Source organism: Streptomyces sp. NPDC054872 (genome assembly GCF_053610705.1).
In genome coordinates this window covers 33,700-52,301 of the sequence record NZ_JBSGYY010000009.1, presented here as the reverse complement: position 1 = coordinate 52,301, position 18,602 = coordinate 33,700, and the positions used below count along the sequence as shown (strand labels likewise).

At 71.9% G+C, this 18,602-nt stretch carries 13 protein-coding genes; 7 read left to right on the top strand and 6 right to left on the bottom strand.

What is annotated here, in order from left to right; genetic code table 11:
* Entirely contained in the window at positions 1–828 is an 828-nt protein-coding gene (locus tag ACWGIH_RS13290) for an enoyl-CoA hydratase family protein (protein WP_453443274.1), read from the top strand.
* Between the two features lie 2 nt (positions 829–830).
* The gene (locus ACWGIH_RS13285) at positions 831–3,134 is read left to right on the top strand and encodes a bifunctional salicylyl-CoA 5-hydroxylase/oxidoreductase (RefSeq protein WP_453443272.1); all 2,304 of its coding nucleotides are present in this window, start codon (positions 831–833) and stop codon (positions 3,132–3,134) included.
* On the opposite strand, the gene ACWGIH_RS13280 is transcribed toward ACWGIH_RS13285, so the two are convergent.
* Both ACWGIH_RS13280 and ACWGIH_RS13275 read right to left on the bottom strand, forming a co-directional pair.
* Positions 3,118–3,933: a PaaX family transcriptional regulator gene (locus ACWGIH_RS13280; protein WP_453443271.1), complete on the bottom strand. Its 816-nt coding sequence runs from the start codon at positions 3,931–3,933 to the stop codon at positions 3,118–3,120. The genes ACWGIH_RS13285 and ACWGIH_RS13280 overlap by 17 nt on opposite strands.
* A 4-nt stretch (positions 3,934–3,937) precedes the next feature.
* Complete coding sequence (locus tag ACWGIH_RS13275; RefSeq protein ID WP_453443269.1) at positions 3,938–5,578, bottom strand: AMP-binding protein; 1,641 nt, start codon at positions 5,576–5,578, stop codon at positions 3,938–3,940.
* 103 nt (positions 5,579–5,681) lie between these two features.
* On the opposite strand from ACWGIH_RS13275, the gene ACWGIH_RS13270 reads away from it, so the two are divergent.
* Together ACWGIH_RS13270 and ACWGIH_RS13265 are read left to right on the top strand one after the other, a co-directional pair.
* On the top strand, positions 5,682–6,887 hold the full coding sequence (locus ACWGIH_RS13270) for an acyl-CoA dehydrogenase family protein (protein WP_453443267.1): 1,206 nt from the start codon (positions 5,682–5,684) through the stop codon (positions 6,885–6,887).
* Positions 6,884–7,282, top strand: coding sequence for a RidA family protein (locus tag ACWGIH_RS13265; protein WP_453443266.1), 399 nt, complete (start codon positions 6,884–6,886; stop codon positions 7,280–7,282). Before ACWGIH_RS13270 ends, ACWGIH_RS13265 begins: the two co-directional genes overlap by 4 nt.
* A 61-nt stretch (positions 7,283–7,343) precedes the next feature.
* Here the strand turns inward: ACWGIH_RS13265 and ACWGIH_RS13260 are convergent, their stop codons facing one another.
* The 3 genes from ACWGIH_RS13260 to ACWGIH_RS13250 form a co-directional block, all read right to left on the bottom strand.
* On the bottom strand, positions 7,344–8,687 hold the full coding sequence (locus ACWGIH_RS13260; RefSeq protein WP_453443264.1) for an FG-GAP repeat domain-containing protein: 1,344 nt from the start codon (positions 8,685–8,687) through the stop codon (positions 7,344–7,346).
* A gap of 95 nt (positions 8,688–8,782) precedes the next feature.
* Complete coding sequence (locus ACWGIH_RS13255; protein WP_160507723.1) at positions 8,783–10,312, bottom strand: helix-turn-helix domain-containing protein; 1,530 nt, start codon at positions 10,310–10,312, stop codon at positions 8,783–8,785.
* Between the two features lie 142 nt (positions 10,313–10,454).
* On the bottom strand, positions 10,455–12,344 hold the full coding sequence (locus ACWGIH_RS13250) for an amidohydrolase (protein WP_453443262.1): 1,890 nt from the start codon (positions 12,342–12,344) through the stop codon (positions 10,455–10,457).
* Positions 12,345–12,555: 211 nt separating this feature from the next.
* Here ACWGIH_RS13250 and ACWGIH_RS13245 point away from each other — a divergent pair, with 211 nt between their 5' ends.
* Positions 12,556–13,563 (top strand): LacI family DNA-binding transcriptional regulator, encoded by a 1,008-nt coding sequence (locus ACWGIH_RS13245; RefSeq protein WP_453443260.1) that lies wholly within the window; start codon positions 12,556–12,558, stop codon positions 13,561–13,563.
* On the opposite strand, the gene ACWGIH_RS13240 is transcribed toward ACWGIH_RS13245, so the two are convergent.
* Positions 13,545–14,654 carry an alkene reductase gene (locus tag ACWGIH_RS13240; RefSeq protein WP_453443258.1) on the bottom strand — a complete coding sequence of 370 codons (1,110 nt, stop codon included), beginning with the start codon at positions 14,652–14,654 and terminating at the stop codon, positions 13,545–13,547. The genes ACWGIH_RS13245 and ACWGIH_RS13240 overlap by 19 nt on opposite strands.
* 87 nt (positions 14,655–14,741) lie before the next feature.
* Here ACWGIH_RS13240 and ACWGIH_RS13235 point away from each other — a divergent pair, with 87 nt between their 5' ends.
* Both ACWGIH_RS13235 and acnA read left to right on the top strand, forming a co-directional pair.
* On the top strand, positions 14,742–15,659 hold the full coding sequence (locus tag ACWGIH_RS13235; protein ID WP_453443256.1) for a sigma-70 family RNA polymerase sigma factor: 918 nt from the start codon (positions 14,742–14,744) through the stop codon (positions 15,657–15,659).
* Between the two features lie 156 nt (positions 15,660–15,815).
* The gene (gene acnA, locus ACWGIH_RS13230) at positions 15,816–18,530 is read left to right on the top strand and encodes an aconitate hydratase AcnA (protein ID WP_453443254.1); all 2,715 of its coding nucleotides are present in this window, start codon (positions 15,816–15,818) and stop codon (positions 18,528–18,530) included.
* Positions 18,531–18,602: the final 72 nt, after the last annotated feature.

Sequence of the window (18,602 nt, the reverse complement as noted above, 5' to 3'; positions counted from 1 at the left end):
ATGAGTCCCTTCACCGGCTCCGCCCCCCGCACCCCCGACTGGCAGCACCTGCGCTTCGAGGTGGACGACGGGGTCGCCACGGTCACCCTCGCCCGCCCCGACAAGCTGAACGCGCTCACCTTCGGGGCCTACGCCGACCTGCGCGATCTCCTCGCCGAGCTGTCCCGCGACAAGTCCGTGCGCGCCCTGGTGCTCGGCGGGGAGGGGCGCGGCTTCTGCTCGGGCGGTGACGTCGACGAGATCATCGGCGCGACCCTCGGCATGGACACCGCGCAGCTGCTCGACTTCAACCGCATGACGGGACAGGTCGTCCGCGCCATCCGCGAGTGCCCCTTCCCGGTGGTCACCGCCGTGCACGGGGTGGCAGCGGGCGCGGGTGCCGTGCTCGCCCTCGCGTCGGACTTCCGGGTGGCGGACCCCTCGGCGCGGTTCTCCTTCCTCTTCACGCGGGTCGGCCTGTCGGGCGGCGACATGGGGGCGGCCTACCTCCTGCCCCGCGTCGTCGGACTCGGCCACGCCACCCGCATCCTGATGCTGGGCGACCCGGTGCGCGCCCCGGAGGCCGAACGGATCGGCCTGATCAGCGAGTTGACGGACGAGGGTAAGGCCCCCGAGGCCGCACGGGCCCTGGCCCGCCGCCTCGCCGACGGCCCCGCGCTGGCGTACGCGCAGACCAAGGCGCTGCTGACCTCGGAACTCGACATGCCGCTCGCCGCCGCCGTGGAGCTGGACGCGGCGACCCAGGCCCTCCTGATGACCGGCGAGGACTACAAGGAATTCCACGCGGCGTTCACGGAGAAGCGCCCGCCCAAGTGGCAGGGGCGCTGACGATGGCAGCCACCGGCCAGGGAACGGCCCACCGCATCGCCGTCATCGGCGGCGGCCCCGGCGGGCTCTACGCGGCGGCCCTCCTCAAGCGCCTCGACCCGGAGCGCGAGATCACCGTGTGGGAGCGCAACGCCCCGGACGACACCTTCGGCTTCGGGGTCGTCCTCTCGGACGAGACGCTGGGCGGCATCGAGCACGCCGACCCCGTCGTCTACGCCGCGCTCCAGGCGGAGTTCGTACGCTGGGACGACATCGACATCGTGCACCGCGGGAGCCGCCACACCTCGGGCGGCCACGGCTTCGCGGCGCTCGGGCGGCGCAGACTCCTCGGCATCCTGCACGAGCGGTGCCGGGACCTTGGCGTCGACCTGCGCTTCCGTGCGGAGGCGCCGCCCGCCGCCGAGCTCTCTGCCGCGTACGACCTGGTGATCGCGGCGGACGGCGTGCACAGCCTCACGCGCGAGGCACAGGCCGAAGCCTTCGGGCCGAGCATCGAGACGCACCGCTGCCGCTACATCTGGCTCGCCGCCGACTTCGCCTTCGAGGCCTTTCGCTTCGAGATCGCCGAGACCGAGCACGGCGTGATGCAGCTGCACGGCTACCCCTTCTCCACGGCGGGTACGGGCGAGTCCACGGTCATCGTCGAGATGCGCGAAGAGGTGTGGGAGGCGGCCGGGTTCGCGGACCTCGACGAGCACGAGTCGACCGAACGCTGCGCCAAGATCTTCGCCGACGCGCTCGACGGCCGGGCGCTGCGCGGCAACAAGTCCGCCTGGAGCAACTTCCGCACGGTCGTCAACAAGCGCTGGTCGCACGGGAACACGGTGCTGCTCGGCGACGCCGCCCACACCGCCCACTTCTCCATCGGCTCCGGCACCAAGCTCGCCGTCGAGGACGCCCTCGCGCTGGCCGCCTGCCTTCAGGAGCAGCCGGGCATCCCCGAGGCCCTCGCCGCGTACGAGACGGAGCGCCGTCCCGTCGTCGAGTCCACGCAGCGCGCGGCCCGCGCGAGCCTGGAGTGGTTCGAGCGGCTCCCGGACTACCTCGCACAGCCGCCGCGGCAGTTCGCGTTCAACCTGCTCACCCGGAGCCGCCGCGTCACCCACGACAACCTCCGGCTGCGCGACGCCCACTTCACCGAGTCCGTCGAGCGCGAGTTCGGCTGCCCGGAGGGTACGCCGCCGATGTTCACGCCCTTCCGGCTGCGCGGCCTCACCCTGCGCAACCGCGTGGTCGTGTCCCCGATGGACATGTACTCCGCCGTGGACGGCGTCCCCGGCGACTTTCACCTCGTCCACCTGGGCGCGCGGGCGCTCGGCGGCGCGGGCCTGGTCATGACCGAGATGGTGTGCGTCAGCGAGCGCGGCCGCATCACGCCGGGCTGCGCCGGGCTCTACACCGACGAGCAGGCCGACGCCTGGCGCCGCATCACCGACTTCGCGCACGCACAGGCGCCGGGTACCGCGATCGGCGTCCAGCTGGGGCACTCGGGCCGCAAGGGTTCGACGAAACTGATGTGGGAGGGCATCGACGAACCCCTCGACGACGGCAACTGGCCGCTGGTCGCGCCATCGCCCCTCCCGTACAAGGCGAACAGCCAGTGCCCGGACGAACTGGACCGGGCCGGGCTCGACGCGATCCGTGAGCAGTTCGTCGCGGCGGCCGGGCGGGCCGAGCGCGGCGGATTCGACCTTCTCGAACTGCACTGCGCGCACGGCTATCTGCTCTCGGGATTCCTCTCGCCGTTGACCAATCACAGGACGGACGAGTACGGCGGATCGGCGGCGAACCGGCTGCGCTTCCCCCTCGAAGTCTTCGACGCGATCAGGGAGTTGTGGCCCGACGGCAAGCCCATGACGGTCCGCGTATCGGCCACCGACTGGGCCGACGGCGGCACGACCGCGGACGACGCCGTCGAGATCGCCCGCGCCTTCGCCGCGCACGGCGCCGACGCGATCGACGTCTCCACGGGCCAGGTCGTCTCCGACGAGCGCCCCGCGTACGGCCGCTCCTACCAGACCCCGTTCGCCGACCGCATCCGCAACGAGACCGGCGTGCCCGTCCTCACCGTCGGCGCCATCTCCTCCTGGGACGACGTCAACTCACTGATCCTGGCGGGCCGTACGGACCTGTGCGCACTCGCGCGCCCGCATCTGTACGACCCGCACTGGACCCTGCACGCGGCGGCCGAGCAGGGCTACGCGGGTCCGGGCGTCAGCTGGCCCCTCCAGTACGGCGCGGGCAGCCGCCGCCCGCAGACGGGACGTACGGACGCGCCCAAGCCCCGCCTCACGCTGGGGAGTTGACGAACTCCGCACCGGCGCCCCGCAGCCGTCCGTCGAGCGCCGTGAACACCTCGGCGGACCGGTCGCCGGGCCACCCGTCCGGCAGGAGTTCCCCCGGAAGCCCCGGATCCGCGTACGGCAGCCGGCGCCAGGAGTCCAGGGCCAGGAGATAGTCGCGGTACGCCTCGTCCGCCGGGGTGTCCGTACGCCCCTGCCAGGCCCGCAGCACCGGCTCGTGCCGGTCGAGGAACGCCTCGTGCTCCTTGGCGATGGAGGCCAGGTCCCACCAGCGGGCCACCGCCTCCGCCGTCGCCGCGAAGCCCAGGTGCTCGCCCCGGAACAGGTCGACGTAGGTGGCGAGTTGGAGGCGCTGCAAGGTGTGCCTGGTCTCTTCGTAGAGGTGCGCCGGGGCGATCCACACCCCCGGAGCGGCCGTTCCGAAGCCGAGTCCGGCGAGGCGCGAGCGCAGGACGTGCCGCTTCTGGCGCTCGGACTCCGGCACGGAGAAGACGGCGAGCACCCAGCCGGCGTCCTGCCGCGCGGCCGGGGGAGAGGCGTAGATGCGCCGGTCGCCGTCCTCCAGGAGCTGCCGCGCGTCCGGCGACAGGGCGTACCCCGCCGCGCCCGCGGCCGTCCGCGCCGGGAGAAGGAGCCCGCGCCGCTTGAGCCGGGACACGGACGAGCGCACGGACGGGGCGTCCACGCCGACCGGGGCGAGGAGCCTGACCAGCTCGGCGACGGGCACCGGGCCGGGGGCCGCGCGCCCGTAGGCGCCGTAGAAGGTGACGATCAGGGACCGTGGAGTGTGCTGCTCGGACACGTGATCACTCTACGGGCCCCGGCTCCCGCAGCCGGAACCGTTGCAGCTTGCCTGTCGCGGTGCGTGGCAGCGCGTCCAGGTAGACGATCTCGCGCGGGCACTTGTACGGCACGAGCTCGCCCTTCACGAACTCGCGCAGCCGGTCGGGGTCCCGTTCGGTGCCCGCGCGCGGGACGACGTAGGCGACGACCTTCTGCCCGCGCAGCTCGTCGGGGAGCCCCACGACGGCGGTCTCCAGGACGTCGGGGTGGCGCATGAGCGCCTCCTCGACCTCCGGGCCCGCGATGTTGTACCCGGCCGAGATGATCATGTCGTCCGCACGGGCCACATAGGTGAAGTAGCCGTCGGCGTCGCGGACATAGGTGTCCCCGGTGACGTTCCAGCCGTGGCGTACGTACTGGAGCTGCCGTTCGTCGGCCAGGTACCGGCAACCGACAGGGCCGCGCACGGCGAGCAGACCGGGCTCGCCGTCCGGCACCGGAGCCCCCGAGTCGTCGACCACGCGCGCGTGCCAGCCCGGGACGGGGCGGCCGGTGGTGCCGGGGCGGATCGCCTCGTCGGCGGCGGAGATGAAGATGTGCAGGAGCTCCGTGGCGCCGATGCCGTTGATGACGCGGTGCCCGGTGCGCTCGTGCCAGGCCTGCCAGGTGGCGGCGGGCAGGTTCTCGCCCGCGGAGACGCACCGCCGCAGGGTGGAGATGTCCGGGGCGTCCGGCTTGCCCAGCTCGTCGAGCATCGCGCGGTAGGCGGTCGGCGCCGTGAAGAGCACCGTCACGCCGTGCTCGGCGATCGCGGGCAGCAGTTGCCTGGGCCCCGACTGTTCGAGCAGGAGCGAGGAGGCGCCGGCCCGCAGCGGGAAGATCACGAGGCCACCGAGACCGAAGGTGAACCCCAGCGGCGGGCTGCCCGCGAACACGTCGTCAGGGCCCGGCTTGAGGACGTGGCGCGCGAAGGTGTCGGCGATGGCGAGCACGTCACGGTGGAAGTGCATGCAGCCCTTGGGGCGGCCCGTCGTGCCGGACGTGAAGGCGATGAGGGCGACATCGTCGGCGGAGGTGGCGACGGGTTCGTAGACCTCCGGTTGCCGGGCGGCGCGCACCGTCAGGTCGTCGTCCGCTTCCCCGCCGAAGGTGGTGACGCCGAGCCCGGGAATCCCGGCCTTGATCAGGTCGTCCACGGCGCGGGCGTCGCAGAGGGCGTGGCGGACCTCGGCGATCTCGCAGATCGTGGCCAGCTCGTGCGGGCGCTGCTGGGCCAGGACGGTGACCGCGACCGCGCCCGCCTTCATCACCGCGAGCCAGCAGGCAGCGAGCCAGGGGGTGGTGGGGCCGCGCAGCAGGACGCGCTGGCCGGGCAGGACGTCGAGCTCGCCGGTGAGGACGTGCGCGATCCGGTCGACGTGGCTTCGCAGCTCGCCGTACGTCCACACGTCGCCGGAGCCCGACCGGAACGCGGGCCGGTCGCCGCCGAACCGCTCCACCGTGCGGTCAAGGAGCTCGGCGCCGCAGTTGAGGCGATCGGGGTAGTGCAGCTCGGGCCGGTCGTGGACGAACGCGGGCCACTGCTCCGGCGGCGGGAGATGATCCCGGGCGAAGGTGTCCACGTGAGCCGATGGGTGGAGTCGGAGTGCACTCTTGGCGTCCACAGCGGGTCGCCCCCTTGCCGTTCGGGCTTGTGGTGAGCTCGCGCAACGAGCGTATCGTGTTGGTGACGGCAGTCAACGGTGCGCGATAGAGGAGGGGCCCGGCATGACGGCATTCTCGCTCAATCCGGAACAAACGGCCTGGTGTGCGGAGCTGCGCACACTCGCGGACGAGCGGCTGCGCCCGCTGGCGGAGAAGGGCGAGCCGGGGCGCGTGAACCGCCCCCTCGTGGAGGCCCTTGGGGAACTCGGTCTGCTCGAACCTCTCTTCGCCGGGGAGGGGCCCGGCGCCGGTTCCGCCTCCCGCACCCCGCACGTCGCTTCCGGCGCCCTGGGGCTCTGCCTCCTGCGCGAGTCCCTCGCCCACGCCTGCACGGAGGCCGAGACCGCCCTCGCCCTGCAAGGGCTCGGTGCGCATCCCGTGGCCGCGTTCGGCTCCGCGCGGCAGCGCGAACAGTGGCTCGCGCCCGCCCGCGCGGGGCGCGCCGTCGCCGCCTTCGCGCTCTCCGAACCAGGGGCGGGCTCGGACGCCGCGGCGCTCTCGCTGAGCGCCGCATCGGACGGCCCGTCCGCGTGGCGGCTCACCGGCGAGAAGTGCTGGATCTCGAACGCCCCCGAAGCCGACTTCTACACCGTCTTCGCGCGCACGACCCCCGGCGCCGGTGCCCGTGGTGTCACCGCCTTCCTCGTGCCCGCCGACCGCGCGGGACTCACCGGCACGCCCCTGGACATGCTCTCCCCGCACCCGATCGGCGCACTCGCCTTCGACGGTGTGACCGTCACCGGCGAGGACGTGCTCGGCGAACCCGACCGCGGCTTCCGCGTCGCCATGACCACCCTCAACCGCTTCCGCCCCAGCGTCGGCGCCTTCGCGGTCGGCATGGCGGCCGCCGCCCTGGACGCGACGCTCGCGCACACCGCTGAACGGGAGGCGTTCGGCGGCAAGTTGAAGGATCTCCAGGCGGTGGCCCACCAGGTCGCCGAGATGGCCACCCGTACCGAGGCGGCCCGCCTCATGGTGCACGCGGCAGCCGCCGCGTACGACCGCGGCGAACCGGACATCGCGCGCCGCGCCGCGATGGCCAAGCTGCTTGCCACGGAGACGGCGCAGTACGTCGTGGACGCCGCGGTCCAGCTGCACGGCGCACGCGCCCTGCAGCGGGGGCACCTCCTTGAACACCTCTACCGAGAGGTGCGGGCTCCGCGCATCTACGAAGGGGCGAGCGAGGTCCAACGGACCATCATCGCCAAGGAGTTGTACGCGGCGCAGTCCGGCCCGCGGGCCGCCACCTCTGAGGAGCCCACCGCATGAGCCTCGAACGCGTCAACCCCGCTGAACTCTCCCCGCCCACCGGCTTCTCGCACGCCGTCACCGTCACCGGTGGCCGTCTCGTGTTCCTCGCGGGCCAGACCGCGCTCGACACCGACGGCAAGGTCACCGGCACGACCCTGCCCGAGCAGTTCGAGCGGGCGCTGACCAACCTCCTCACGGCCCTGCGTCACGCGGGAGGCACCCCCGCCGACCTCGCCCGCGTCACCGTCTACGCCACGGACGTCGCCGACTACCGCGAGCAGGCCTCCCAACTGGGCCGCATCTGGCGGCGGTTGGCGGGACGCGACTACCCCGCCATGGCCGTGATCGGCGCGGTCCGGCTGTGGGACGAGCAGTGCCTGGTGGAGCTGGACGGAGTGGCGGTCATCGACTGAACCGCACGGCGTCGGGCCGACCACGTGAGGGAATCGGGGACGCCGCAGGGGCGCGGGCGAGCTACCCGCGACCCGTGAAGGACGTCGTGGCGAACGCGGCCATGTCCCGTGCCGTCGTGCCGTCCGTGATCCACCAATGCGTCGGATTCTCGCCGTAGAGGCCGAAGCCGACGCCGGAGGCCCAGTTCAGGATCAGCTCCTCCTTGCCGTCGGCGTCGAAGTCGGCGGCGGCATACGGGCGGGCGTGCCGCCAGCGGGCCGGGCCCTTCCTGCCGTTGGTGCGGGCGGGCCCTTCCCGGAGGACCTCCGTCCGCTTCTCGCCCTCGATCAGCAGCGCGCCCTCGTCCGTCGCCACGAGAATGCCGTCCTTGCCGTCACCGTCGGGGTCGGCGGCCGTGTAGTCGCCCGGCCCGTAGGAGGAGTTGGTGCTGGGCGGGATCTTGTGGGCGAGCGGCGCACCGCCCTTGCCGGGATAGACCGCGAGGGAGGCGGCCACTTCCGGCGCCTCGTCCATGTCCGGTTCGTTGTTGCGGCTTCCGTCGTCGCCGATGGCCAGATCGCGGATGCCGTCCCCGTCGTAGTCGCCGAACGCCACCGCGTTGCCCTTGCGCAGAGGGACGGAGGTGTCGGAGAGGCCGCTTTCGTCGCGCGCCGGGTAGAGGACCCCGCCCGTCTGTTCGCCGTCGCTGTCCTCATGGACGAGGAGACCGGTCGCGCGCGTCTCGCCCGACGGATCGATGTCGTCCGCGACGAGCCGGCTTCCGCCGCCGGACCGTGTGTCGGTGCGGGCCGGGGCGCCGGAGCGGGTGAAGGGGCCGTACACAAGCGTCACGGAACCGTCCTGCCGGAGCGCCGCGATGTCGTGGTGTCCGTCCCCGTCGAAGTCGCCCCGCACCGGCCTGGACAGGCCCTCGCTCGACCCGCCGTCCGGCGCCTGGATCCGGGTCGGCGCCGCGTCCGTCCCGGGCCCGCTCGGGCTGCCCCAGCCCACGGCCAGCACCCCTCGTCGTGACGCGGACCTGTCGACGGAGACGAAGTCGGGGTAGCCGTCGCCGTCCAGGTCGGCGGTGGTGGCGATGCCGGGGCTGTAGGCGTACACGGCGTGTGTCGACGGGTCGAGCCCCTTGGCGGAGCCGAAGACGACGGCGGTCCGCCCTTCTCCGTTCTCCATGCTGGGGGTCACGGGCAGGCGCAGGTCGCGGTGTCCGTCCCCGTTGATGTCGTCCGGATCCTCGGATCCCTTGCCCGCGGGCGGCGCGACAGCAGTGCTCGGGGTCGCCACGGGGTTGCCCTTGCTCGACGGGGAAGGGCTGTCCTCGCCGCCGCACCCCGCCGCGAGCAGAGCCAGCGAGGCGCAGAACACGACGAGGGCGCGTGTGCCGGGGGCGGGGGTGCGATCTGCCATGCGCCCCACCTCAACACCGCGCCCTCGCCCGCCTCCAGTGACGACCGCCGATCGTTGCCCGGTCGTAGCGGGAGGCCTCGGTTCCGCGGCCGTTGCTAGATGTCGCGGAACGTCTCGATCTGCGCGCCCACGGAGTTGAGCCGCTCGGCCAGCTCCTCATAGCCACGGTTGATCACGTACACGTTGCGCAGGACGGATGTGCCCTCGGCGGCCATCATCGCGAGCAGCACGACCACGGCGGGCCGCAGCGCGGGCGGGCACATCATCTCGGCGGCGCGCCAGCGGGTCGGCCCCTCCACGAGCACCCGGTGCGGGTCGAGGAGCTGGAGCCGCCCGCCGAGGCGGTTGAGGTCGGTCAGGTAGATCGCCCGGTTGTCGTAGACCCAGTCGTGGATCAGCGTCTTGCCCTGCGCCGCCGCCGCGATGGCCGCGAAGAAGGGGACGTTGTCGATGTTCAGGCCGGGGAACGGCATCGGGTGGATCTTGTCGATCGGCGCCTCCAGCTTGGAGGGCCGGACGGTGAGGTCGATCAGGCGCGTACGGCCGTTGTCGGCGAAGTACTCCGCCGTGCGGTCGTGGTCGAGCCCCATCTCCTCCAGGACCGCGAGCTCGATCTCCAGGAACTCGATCGGCACGCGGTTCACGGTCAGTTCGGACTCCGTGACGACCGCCGCGGCGAGCAGGCTCATCGCCTCGACCGGGTCCTCGGACGGCGAGTAGTCCACGTCGACGTCGATGTTCGGTACGCCGTGCACCGTGAGGGTCGTCGTGCCGATGCCCTCGACCTTGACGCCGAGCGCCTCCAGGAAGAAGCACAGGTCCTGGACCATGTAGTTCGACGAGGCGTTGCGGATGACGGTCGTGCAGTCGCTGCGCGCCGCGGCGAGCAGGGCGTTCTCGGTCACCGTGTCGCCGCGCTCGGTCAGCACGATCGGGCGGTCCGGGACGACGTCACGCGCGACCTCCGCGTGGTAGAGCCCCTCGGTCGCGGCGATGTCGAGGCCGAAGCGGCGCAGCGCGATCATGTGCGGCTCGATCGTGCGGGTGCCGAGGTCGCAACCGCCCGCGTACGGCAGCTTGAAGCGGTCCATGCGGTGCAGCAGCGGACCCAGGAACATGATGATCGAGCGGGTCCGGATCGCGGCTTCCGCGTCGATGGCCTCCATGTCGAGCTTGGCCGGCGGCACGATCTCCAGGTCGACCCCGTCGTTGATCCAACGGGTGCGGACGCCGATCGAACCGAGGACCTCAAGGAGGCGGTAGACCTCCTCGATGCGCGCCACGCGGCGCAGCACCGTGCGTCCCTTGTTGAGCAGGGAGGCGCAGAGCAGCGCCACGCAGGCGTTCTTGCTCGTCTTGACGTCGATCGACCCGGAGAGCCGGCGGTTGCCGACCACGCGCAGATGCATCGGCCCGGCGTACCCGAGAGAGACGATCTCGCTGTCCAGCGCTTCGCCGATACGGGCGATCATCTCAAGGCTGATGTTCTGATTGCCGCGCTCGATGCGGTTCACGGCGCTCTGACTTGTGCTGAGCGCCTCGGCAAGCTGCGACTGCGTCCAACCCCTGTGCTGCCGGGCGTCGCGGATGAGCTTGCCGATACGTACGAGGTAATCGTCTGCCATGTTCCGCAGGTTATCTCAGATATGAGATGACGCACGCGCTGGGGTGGGCCATTCGGGAAACGACCGATTCGGTACGGGAAACCACCGATTCCGCACGGAAGTTCCCGTACGTCGTTTCCGTACGCCACACGCCCGTGCCGGGTCAGCCGCATCCGCACGACGCGTGCCGCCCACCGTGCACCGCGGCCTGCGCCGTCAGTCGCGGCCCGGCCGCCGCGCGCGTCACCCGGGCGGCGGCAGCGCGCCCGGCCGACGAGTCGGCGTCATGCACCACTGTGCCTCCGGTCAACGTCAGACGCACCTCGGAGGAGCTGATATCGGCCACCGGACACCGCGTCACATCACGGTCGAGCAGCACCAGATCGGCCGACTTTCCCGTTTCCACCGACCCCGTCAGGTGGTCCATACGGAGCTGTCGCGCCGTGCCGAGGGTGTGCATGAGCAGGGCGGACGAGCGGCTGAGGCCCTCCTCCTCGCGGTACAGGACGCCCTCGCCCTCGGCCCCGAACCGGTCGACGGCGGTACGCACCTGGTTCCACACCTGGAGCGGATCGACCGGCCAGTCCGAGCCACCGGAGAGCCGCGCCCCGTGCCGCTCCAGGCTGCGCGCGGGGTACAGCCAACGGTGCCGCCCGGCTCCGATGTAGGGCAGCAGGGCGTCCATGGTCCAGGTGTTGCGCGTGGCCCACTGGAGCTGCATGCAGGGGATGACGCCCAGGCGGGCGAAGCGGGGCAGGTCGGCGGGGTCGACGAGTTGGAGGTGGGCGGTGGTGTTGCGCAGGCCGCGCGCCCCGGTCGTGCGCAGGGCGTACGCGTACCCGTCGAGGGAGGTACGGACGGCGCGGTCGCCGATGGCGTGCGCGTGCATCTGCCAGCCGTCCTCGTTGAAGGCGGCGGTGAGCCGGCCGTAGTCCGCCGCCGACACGTACAGGTCTCCGCGGTGGCCGGTGGGCCTGCCGTCCTTGTCGAGATAGGGCTTCAGGAGCGCCGCGGTCTGCGCCGGGTACTCGATGACCCCGTCGAGGAAGACCTTCACGGTGCCGAAGCGCAGCGCGCGTACGTCCTTGAACTCCTCGCGCAGGCCCCGCGCGTACGCCAGCGCCGCCGCCGGGTCCTTCGTCTTGTCGGTGTCGATGCGCAGGGCGGGAACGATGCGCTGCGGCAGCCGCCCGCTCTCGGCGAGCGCCTTGTAGAGGGCCAACTCGCCCTTGCCCACGACCGCTTCCATGAAGGTGGTGATCCCTGATGCGGCGGCCTCGGCGAACACCTTCGCAGCCGCCGCGGCGAGCTGCTCCTGGTCCGGGTCGGGGATGTGCCGGGCGACGAGCGGCTGGGCGTCGTCCTTGAGCACGCCGGTCGGCTTGCCGTCCTGGCCCTTGACGATCTTGCCGCCGACCGGGTCCGGGGTGGACGCGGTGATGCCGGCGATCTCCAGGGCACGCCGGTTGACCCACATGTTGTGTCCGTCGCCGCCGCGCAGCGCGACGGGACGCCGGGTCGGCAGTGCGTCGAGCATCGAGTGGTGCGGAGCGGTGCCGTGCGGAAGGAGCCCCACGGGGTTCCAGTCCTCCACCACCAGCCATCCGTCGGGTTCCTGGTCGGCGGAGTCCTTCAGGAACGCGGTCAGGGTCTTCTGCAGGTCCTCGACGGTCTGCTCGGCTCCGGCCAGGGACGGCCGCAGCGAGCGGCTCGCGGCGTCCATGGGGTGGGCGTGCCCGTCGTGGATGCCGCTCATGAGGGTGCCGCCACGCCCGTCGACGACTTCGGTGTCCCGTCCGATGAACCGCTTGAGGGCGGCGTCGCGCCCGACGGCGAGGATCTTCCCGTCCCGCCCGACGGCGACGGCCTGCGCGGGGGCGTGCCCCCGGGCGCCGCTGAACACACGGGAGTTGTGCACGACCAGAGCGGCGGAGCGGCGGGGCGAGGCGGACGCGGACGCCCACGAGGCCACGGTGAGCCCGGCGGCTCCGGCGGCGGCGAGGAGGGTGCGGCGGGAGAGGGAGGCAGGGGAGCCAGGGGAGAACGGGGGCATGGGGACTCCAGGGGGTCAGGGGCAGGGCGCCGAACGCCCCGTACGCGGATGCGAGGTGAGCGCCGCCCTCATCCGGCACGGGTGGGCGGGCGGCGGGAGAGAATCCGGCGCGGCGGCATGGAGAACACTCCGCGAGTAACCCCTTAACCAGAACCCGCCGCCGACGACGGTTTCCGTGGAGGAGAGGCCCTTGGGCACGGGGATCCGTAGGATGACCGCCGTGCAAAGGCCCACCCTCGCCGACATAGCCCGCGCAGCGGAGGTATCGAGCGCGACGGTCTCGCACGCCCTCAACGGCACGGGCCGCGTGGGCGAACCCACGCGCCGCCGCGTACGCGAGGTGGCCACCGCCCTCGGCTACGGGACCCGCCGCACTGCCCCGCGCACGCGGACGCTCGGCATCGCCGTGACCACGTTCGCCACCGCCTGGAACTACACGGAAGTCGCCTACTTCTCGCGTGCCGTCACCGCGGCCACCTCCGCGGCCCACGCACGCGGCTACGCCCTCACCACGCTGCCCGCCGACCGTGCCGCCGACGACACGTGGCACAGCCTCGCCGTCGACGGCATGCTGATCATGGACAGCCCGCGCGGCGACCCGATGGTGCACGCGCTGCGCGCCCGCGGCATCCCGCTCGTCTTCGACGGCGCCCCCGGCGACCCGCGCCCCGGCGACCACTGGGTCGACAACGACCACGAGGCCACCACCCGCGAGGTACTCGACCACCTCGCCGCGGCCGGCGCCCGCCGCGTCGCCCTGCAGTCCGGCCACGGCGACGAGCACTACGCGCGCGCGGTGACGGCGGCGTACGCCGGATGGTGCGCGGAGCACGGCGCCGATCCGCTGGTCGTGCCCTTCGACGTGACGGACGGCCAGGGGCGCGCGTTCGACGCGCTGTTGCGCGGCCCGGACCGTGCCGACGCCGTGTACGCGGCGTACGACCCGGGGGGCCGTCAGCTCCTTGCCGCCGCGGCGCGCCTCGGCCTGCGGGTCCCTGACGAGCTGCGTGTGGTGTGCGCGAGCGAGGACCCCGGGTACGCGGCGACGCTCCCGCCCGTGACCACGGTGACCCTCGACCCGGAGCGGGCGGCGCGCGCCGCGGTCGGCCTTCTCGTCGACCTGATCGAGGGCGCCGTCGGGCTGCCGCCGGGCCCCGTCGTCGTACCGGCGGCCCTCCTGGTGCGTGACTCCTCGCGCGCTCAGCCCGCGGCCGGATAGTCGACGTACCCTTCCGCGCCCCCCTGGTAGTACGTGGCGGGATCACCGGCGGCCAGTTCGCGGCCCAGGGCGAACCGGCTCACCAGATCGGGGTTGGCGACGAAGTGGGTGGCGAAGGACACGGCGTCCGCGCCTCCCGCGCCGATGAGGCTGTTCGCGGAGTTCTCGTCGAAGCCGTTGTTCGCGATCAGCGGCCCGTCGAACCGCTTGCGGTAGCGCGCGAACGCCTCGGGGTCGGGGGTCGCCCCGGGTGCCGAGAGGTCAGGACCGCGCAGGTGGAGATAGGCCAGCGGTCGGTCGTTCAGCGCCGTCACCAGCTCGTCGAAGTCGCCGAGCAGCTCCTCGTCCACGACGAAGCGCTCGGTCGCCGCCATGTACGGCGAGAGGCGCACGCCCACCCGCCGCCCCTCCCACTCGGCGACGACCGCGTCGACGACGTCGAGCAGCAGCCGCCGCCGTCCCGCGCGGTCACCGCCGTAGGCGTCGGCGCGGTGATTGAGCCGCGGGTTGAGGAACTGGGCGAAGAGGAACGCGCCGAGGGCACCGATCTCGACCCCGTCGAACCCGGCACGCCGCGCGTTGGCCGCCGCCGCGCGGAACTCGTCCACGGTCGCCTCGATGTCGCCCGCGGTCATCGCGCGCGGTGTGAGCGTCTCCTTGAACCCGCCGGGGGTGAAGGTCTTGGCGCGGGGGTCGATCGCCGAAGGCCCCGCGGGGAGTTCGCCGCCGAGGTGGTCGGGGTGCGAGGCGGCCCCGGTGTGCCAGAGCTGCTGCACGATGCGGCCGCCGAGGGCGTGGACGACGTCGGTGACCCGGCGCCATCCCGCGATCTGGGCCGCGGTGTGGACGCCGGGGACGTTGACGAACCCGACGGCCCGTTCGCTGACCCAGGTCCCCTCGGTGATGATGAGCCCGGCGCCGGCCCGCTGCCCGTAGTAGGCGGCGTGCAGTGCGGTGGGGACGAGACCGGGGTTGTCGGCGCGGGCCCGGGTGAGCGGCGCCATCACCACGCGGTTGGGCAGCCGGAGCTCGCCCAGGTCCATGCCGTGCAGGAGCGTCTGGTCGAGGGTGGTGGGCAGGGTGGCGGTCATGGCGGTTCTCCTTCGTGGCGTTACTGTCACGGCGGCTCTGGCGCCGGGGACACGAAGGTGACGGCGTACGACGGGGAAAGGTGACCGATGGACCGGCAGGAGATCCTCGCGGACCGCTTCGAGGCGCACCGCGGCCATCTGCGCGGGCTCGCCTACCGCATGCTCGGCTCGCTCAGCGACGCGGACGACGTCGTGCAGGAGGCCTGGCTGCGTCTCAGCCGTACCGAGGCCGACGCCGACGCCGCCGAGATCGAGAACCTCACCGGCTGGCTCCGTACGGTCGTCTCGCGCCTCTGCCTGGACATGCTCAGGTCGGCCGCCGCACGCCACGAGCAACCGGCGGGCGAGCATCTGCCCGACCGGGTCCCGGAGACCGGCGACGGCGGGGACCCGGAAGAGGAAGTGCTCCTCGCCGACTCGGTGGGCCGCGCGCTGCTCGTGGTCCTCGACACACTGGGGCCCGCCGAACGGGTCGCCTTCGTGCTGCACGACCTGTTCGCCGTGCCGTTCACGCAGATCGCCCCGATCGTGGAGCGCACCCCGGTCGCGGCCAAGAAGCTCGCGAGCCGCGCGCGCCACAAGGTGCAGGCCCCGCCCGACGTCCTTGCCGCTCCCTCACTCGCGGGGGACCGGCGTGTCGTCGAGGCCTTCCTCGGGGCGGCGCGCAGCGGCGACCTGGAAGAACTGCTCACCGTCCTGGCCCCCGACGTGGTGCGCACCGCCGACCTCACCGCGGTGCTCCGCGGCGCACGGGCCGTGGCGGAGGAGTCCGTGCTGCTGCGGCGCAACGCCCGCTTCGCGGAGCCCGCGCTCGTCGACGGCTCGGTGGGCCTGGTCGTGGCCCCGTACGGACGACTGGTCCTCGCCCTGCTGATCAGGGTCGCGGACGAGCGGATCGCCGCGTACGAGGTGGTCGCGGATCCGGTTCGGCTGCGTGCGCTGGAGTTCTCCGTGCTCCCTTCGGCGAGCGGGCAGGCGGGCGCGCCTCGTCGTACGCGCGGGTGATGTACTAGAGTTATCTCGACATCGAGATATCTGCCGAGGCGCACCAGAAGCCGCCCCCCGGTAAGGGTTACCTAACTAAGCCTTACCTTAGCGGATCGACGAGGAGTCGTGGCGGCAGGATGTGATTCAACGCGCACACATATGAAGGAGACTGTCGTGTCGGCGAACAGCTTCGACGCCCGCAGCACGCTGCGCGTGGGCGACGAGTCGTACGAGATCTTCAAGCTGGACAAGGTCGAGGGCTCCGCGCGCCTCCCTTACAGCCTGAAGGTGCTTCTGGAGAACCTGCTCCGCACCGAGGACGGCGCGAACATCACCGCCGACCACATCCGTGCGATCGGCGGCTGGGACTCCCAGGCCCAGCCCTCGCAGGAGATCCAGTTCACGCCGGCCCGCGTGATCATGCAGGACTTCACCGGCGTGCCCTGCGTCGTCGACCTCGCCACCATGCGTGAGGCCGTCAAGGAGCTCGGCGGTGACGCGGACAAGGTCAACCCGCTCTCCCCGGCCGAGCTGGTCATCGACCACTCCGTGATCGCCGACAAGTTCGGCACGGCGGAGGCCTTCGGCCAGAACGTCGAGCTGGAGTACGGCCGCAACAAGGAGCGCTACCAGTTCCTGCGCTGGGGCCAGACCGCCTTCGACGACTTCAAGGTCGTCCCCCCGGGCACCGGCATCGTCCACCAGGTCAACATCGAGAAGCTGGCCCGTACGGTCATGGTCCGTAACGGCCAGGCCTACCCCGACACCCTCGTCGGCACCGACTCGCACACCACGATGGTCAACGGCCTCGGTGTGCTCGGCTGGGGCGTCGGCGGCATCGAGGCCGAGGCCGCGATGCTCGGCCAGCCGGTCTCCATGCTCATCCCGCGCGTCGTCGGCTTCAAGCTGACCGGTGAGCTGCCCGCGGGCACCACCGCCACCGACCTCGTCCTCACGATCACCGAGATGCTGCGCAAGCACGGCGTCGTCGGCAAGTTCGTCGAGTTCTACGGCGAGGGCGTCGCCGCCACCTCGCTCGCCAACCGCGCCACCATCGGCAACATGTCGCCGGAGTTCGGCTCCACCGCCGCGATCTTCCCGATCGACGACGAGACGCTGAAGTACCTGCGCCTGACCGGCCGCGACGAGCAGCAGGTCGCGCTCGTCGAGGCGTACGCGAAGGAGCAGGGCCTCTGGCTCGACCCGGCCGCCGAGCCCGACTTCTCCGAGAAGCTGGAGCTCGACCTCTCCACGGTCGTCCCGTCGATCGCGGGTCCGAAGCGCCCGCAGGACCGCATCGTCCTCGCCAACGCCTCGCAGCAGTTCGCCCAGGACGTGCGCAACTACGTCGCGGACGACGAGGAGGCCGGCAAGGAGTCCTTCCCGGCGTCCGACGCCCCGGCCTTCTCCAACGGCGTCCCGTCGAAGCCGACCACGGTCACCGCCCCCGACGGCTCGACGTACGAGATCGACCACGGCGCCGTCACCGTCGCCGCGATCACCTCCTGCACCAACACCTCGAACCCGTACGTGATGGTCGCCGCCGCGCTCGTCGCGAAGAAGGCCGTCGAGAAGGGCCTGACCCGCAAGCCGTGGGTCAAGACCACCCTCGCCCCGGGCTCCAAGGTCGTCACCGACTACTTCGACAAGGCGGGGCTCACCCCCTACCTCGACAAGGTCGGCTTCAACCTCGTCGGCTACGGCTGCACCACCTGCATCGGCAACTCGGGCCCGCTGCCCGAGGAGGTCTCCAAGGCGGTCAACGACGCCGACCTGGCCGTGACGTCCGTCCTCTCCGGCAACCGGAACTTCGAGGGCCGCATCAACCCCGACGTCAAGATGAACTACCTGGCGTCCCCGCCGCTGGTCGTCGCGTACGCCATCGCGGGCTCGATGAAGGTGGACATCACCAAGGACGCCCTCGGCGCCGACCAGGACGGCAACCCCGTCTACCTGAAGGACATCTGGCCCTCCGAGGCCGAGGTGAACGACGTCGTCGCCAACTCCATCGGCGAGGACATGTTCAACAAGTCCTACCAGGACGTCTTCGCGGGCGACGCCCAGTGGCAGGCCCTGTCGATCCCGACCGGCAACACCTTCGAGTGGGACCCGCAGTCGACCTACGTCCGTAAGCCCCCTTACTTCGAGGGCATGACGATGGAGACCACCCCGGTGGCCGACATCACGGGCGCCCGCGTCCTGGCCAAGCTGGGCGACTCGGTCACCACCGACCACATCTCCCCGGCCGGTGCGATCAAGGCCGACACCCCGGCCGGCAAGTACCTCACGGAGCACGGCGTCGAGCGTCGCGACTTCAACTCCTACGGCTCGCGCCGAGGCAACCACGAGGTCATGATCCGCGGCACGTTCGCCAACATCCGCCTGCGCAACCAGATCGCGCCGGGCACCGAGGGCGGCTTCACCCGCGACTTCACGAAGGAGGACGGCCCCGTCTCCTTCATCTACGACGCCTCGCAGAACTACCAGGCGGCCGGCACCCCGCTCGCGATCCTCGCGGGCAAGGAGTACGGCTCCGGTTCGTCCCGTGACTGGGCCGCCAAGGGCACCGCGCTCCTCGGCGTGAAGGCCGTCATCGCCGAGTCGTACGAGCGCATCCACCGCTCGAACCTCATCGGCATGGGCGTCCTGCCGCTCCAGTTCCCGGAGGGCCAGACCGCCGAGACCCTCGGCCTCACCGGCGAGGAGTCCTTCTCCTTCACCGGCGTGACCGAGCTGAACGAGGGCCGCACGCCGCGCACCGTCAAGGTCACCACCGACACGGGCGTGGAGTTCGACGCGGTCGTCCGCATCGACACCCCCGGTGAGGCGGACTACTACCGCAACGGCGGCATCATGCAGTACGTGCTGCGTTCGCTCATCCGCAAGTAGGCATTGCCGGAGGCCAGTTGGGCCCGCGCCCCCCAGGAGGGGGGTGCGGGCCCTACGCTTTGTGTGCGGGGG

Bases quoted from the DNA above. Each gene is read 5' to 3' on its own strand.
- ACWGIH_RS13235 (WP_453443256.1), top strand. From the start codon at position 14,742: ATGGACCGGCAGGAGATCCTCGCGGACCGCTTCGAGGCGCACCGCGGC.
- ACWGIH_RS13260 (WP_453443264.1), bottom strand. From the start codon at position 8,687: ATGGCAGATCGCACCCCCGCCCCCGGCACACGCGCCCTCGTCGTGTTC.
- ACWGIH_RS13285 (WP_453443272.1), top strand. From the start codon at position 831: ATGGCAGCCACCGGCCAGGGAACGGCCCACCGCATCGCCGTCATCGGC.
- ACWGIH_RS13240 (WP_453443258.1), bottom strand. From the start codon at position 14,654: ATGACCGCCACCCTGCCCACCACCCTCGACCAGACGCTCCTGCACGGC.
- ACWGIH_RS13270 (WP_453443267.1), top strand. From the start codon at position 5,682: ATGACGGCATTCTCGCTCAATCCGGAACAAACGGCCTGGTGTGCGGAG.
- ACWGIH_RS13290 (WP_453443274.1), top strand. From the start codon at position 1: ATGAGTCCCTTCACCGGCTCCGCCCCCCGCACCCCCGACTGGCAGCAC.
- ACWGIH_RS13265 (WP_453443266.1), top strand. From the start codon at position 6,884: ATGAGCCTCGAACGCGTCAACCCCGCTGAACTCTCCCCGCCCACCGGC.
- ACWGIH_RS13245 (WP_453443260.1), top strand. From the start codon at position 12,556: ATGACCGCCGTGCAAAGGCCCACCCTCGCCGACATAGCCCGCGCAGCG.
- ACWGIH_RS13250 (WP_453443262.1), bottom strand. From the start codon at position 12,344: ATGCCCCCGTTCTCCCCTGGCTCCCCTGCCTCCCTCTCCCGCCGCACC.
- ACWGIH_RS13255 (WP_160507723.1), bottom strand. From the start codon at position 10,312: ATGGCAGACGATTACCTCGTACGTATCGGCAAGCTCATCCGCGACGCC.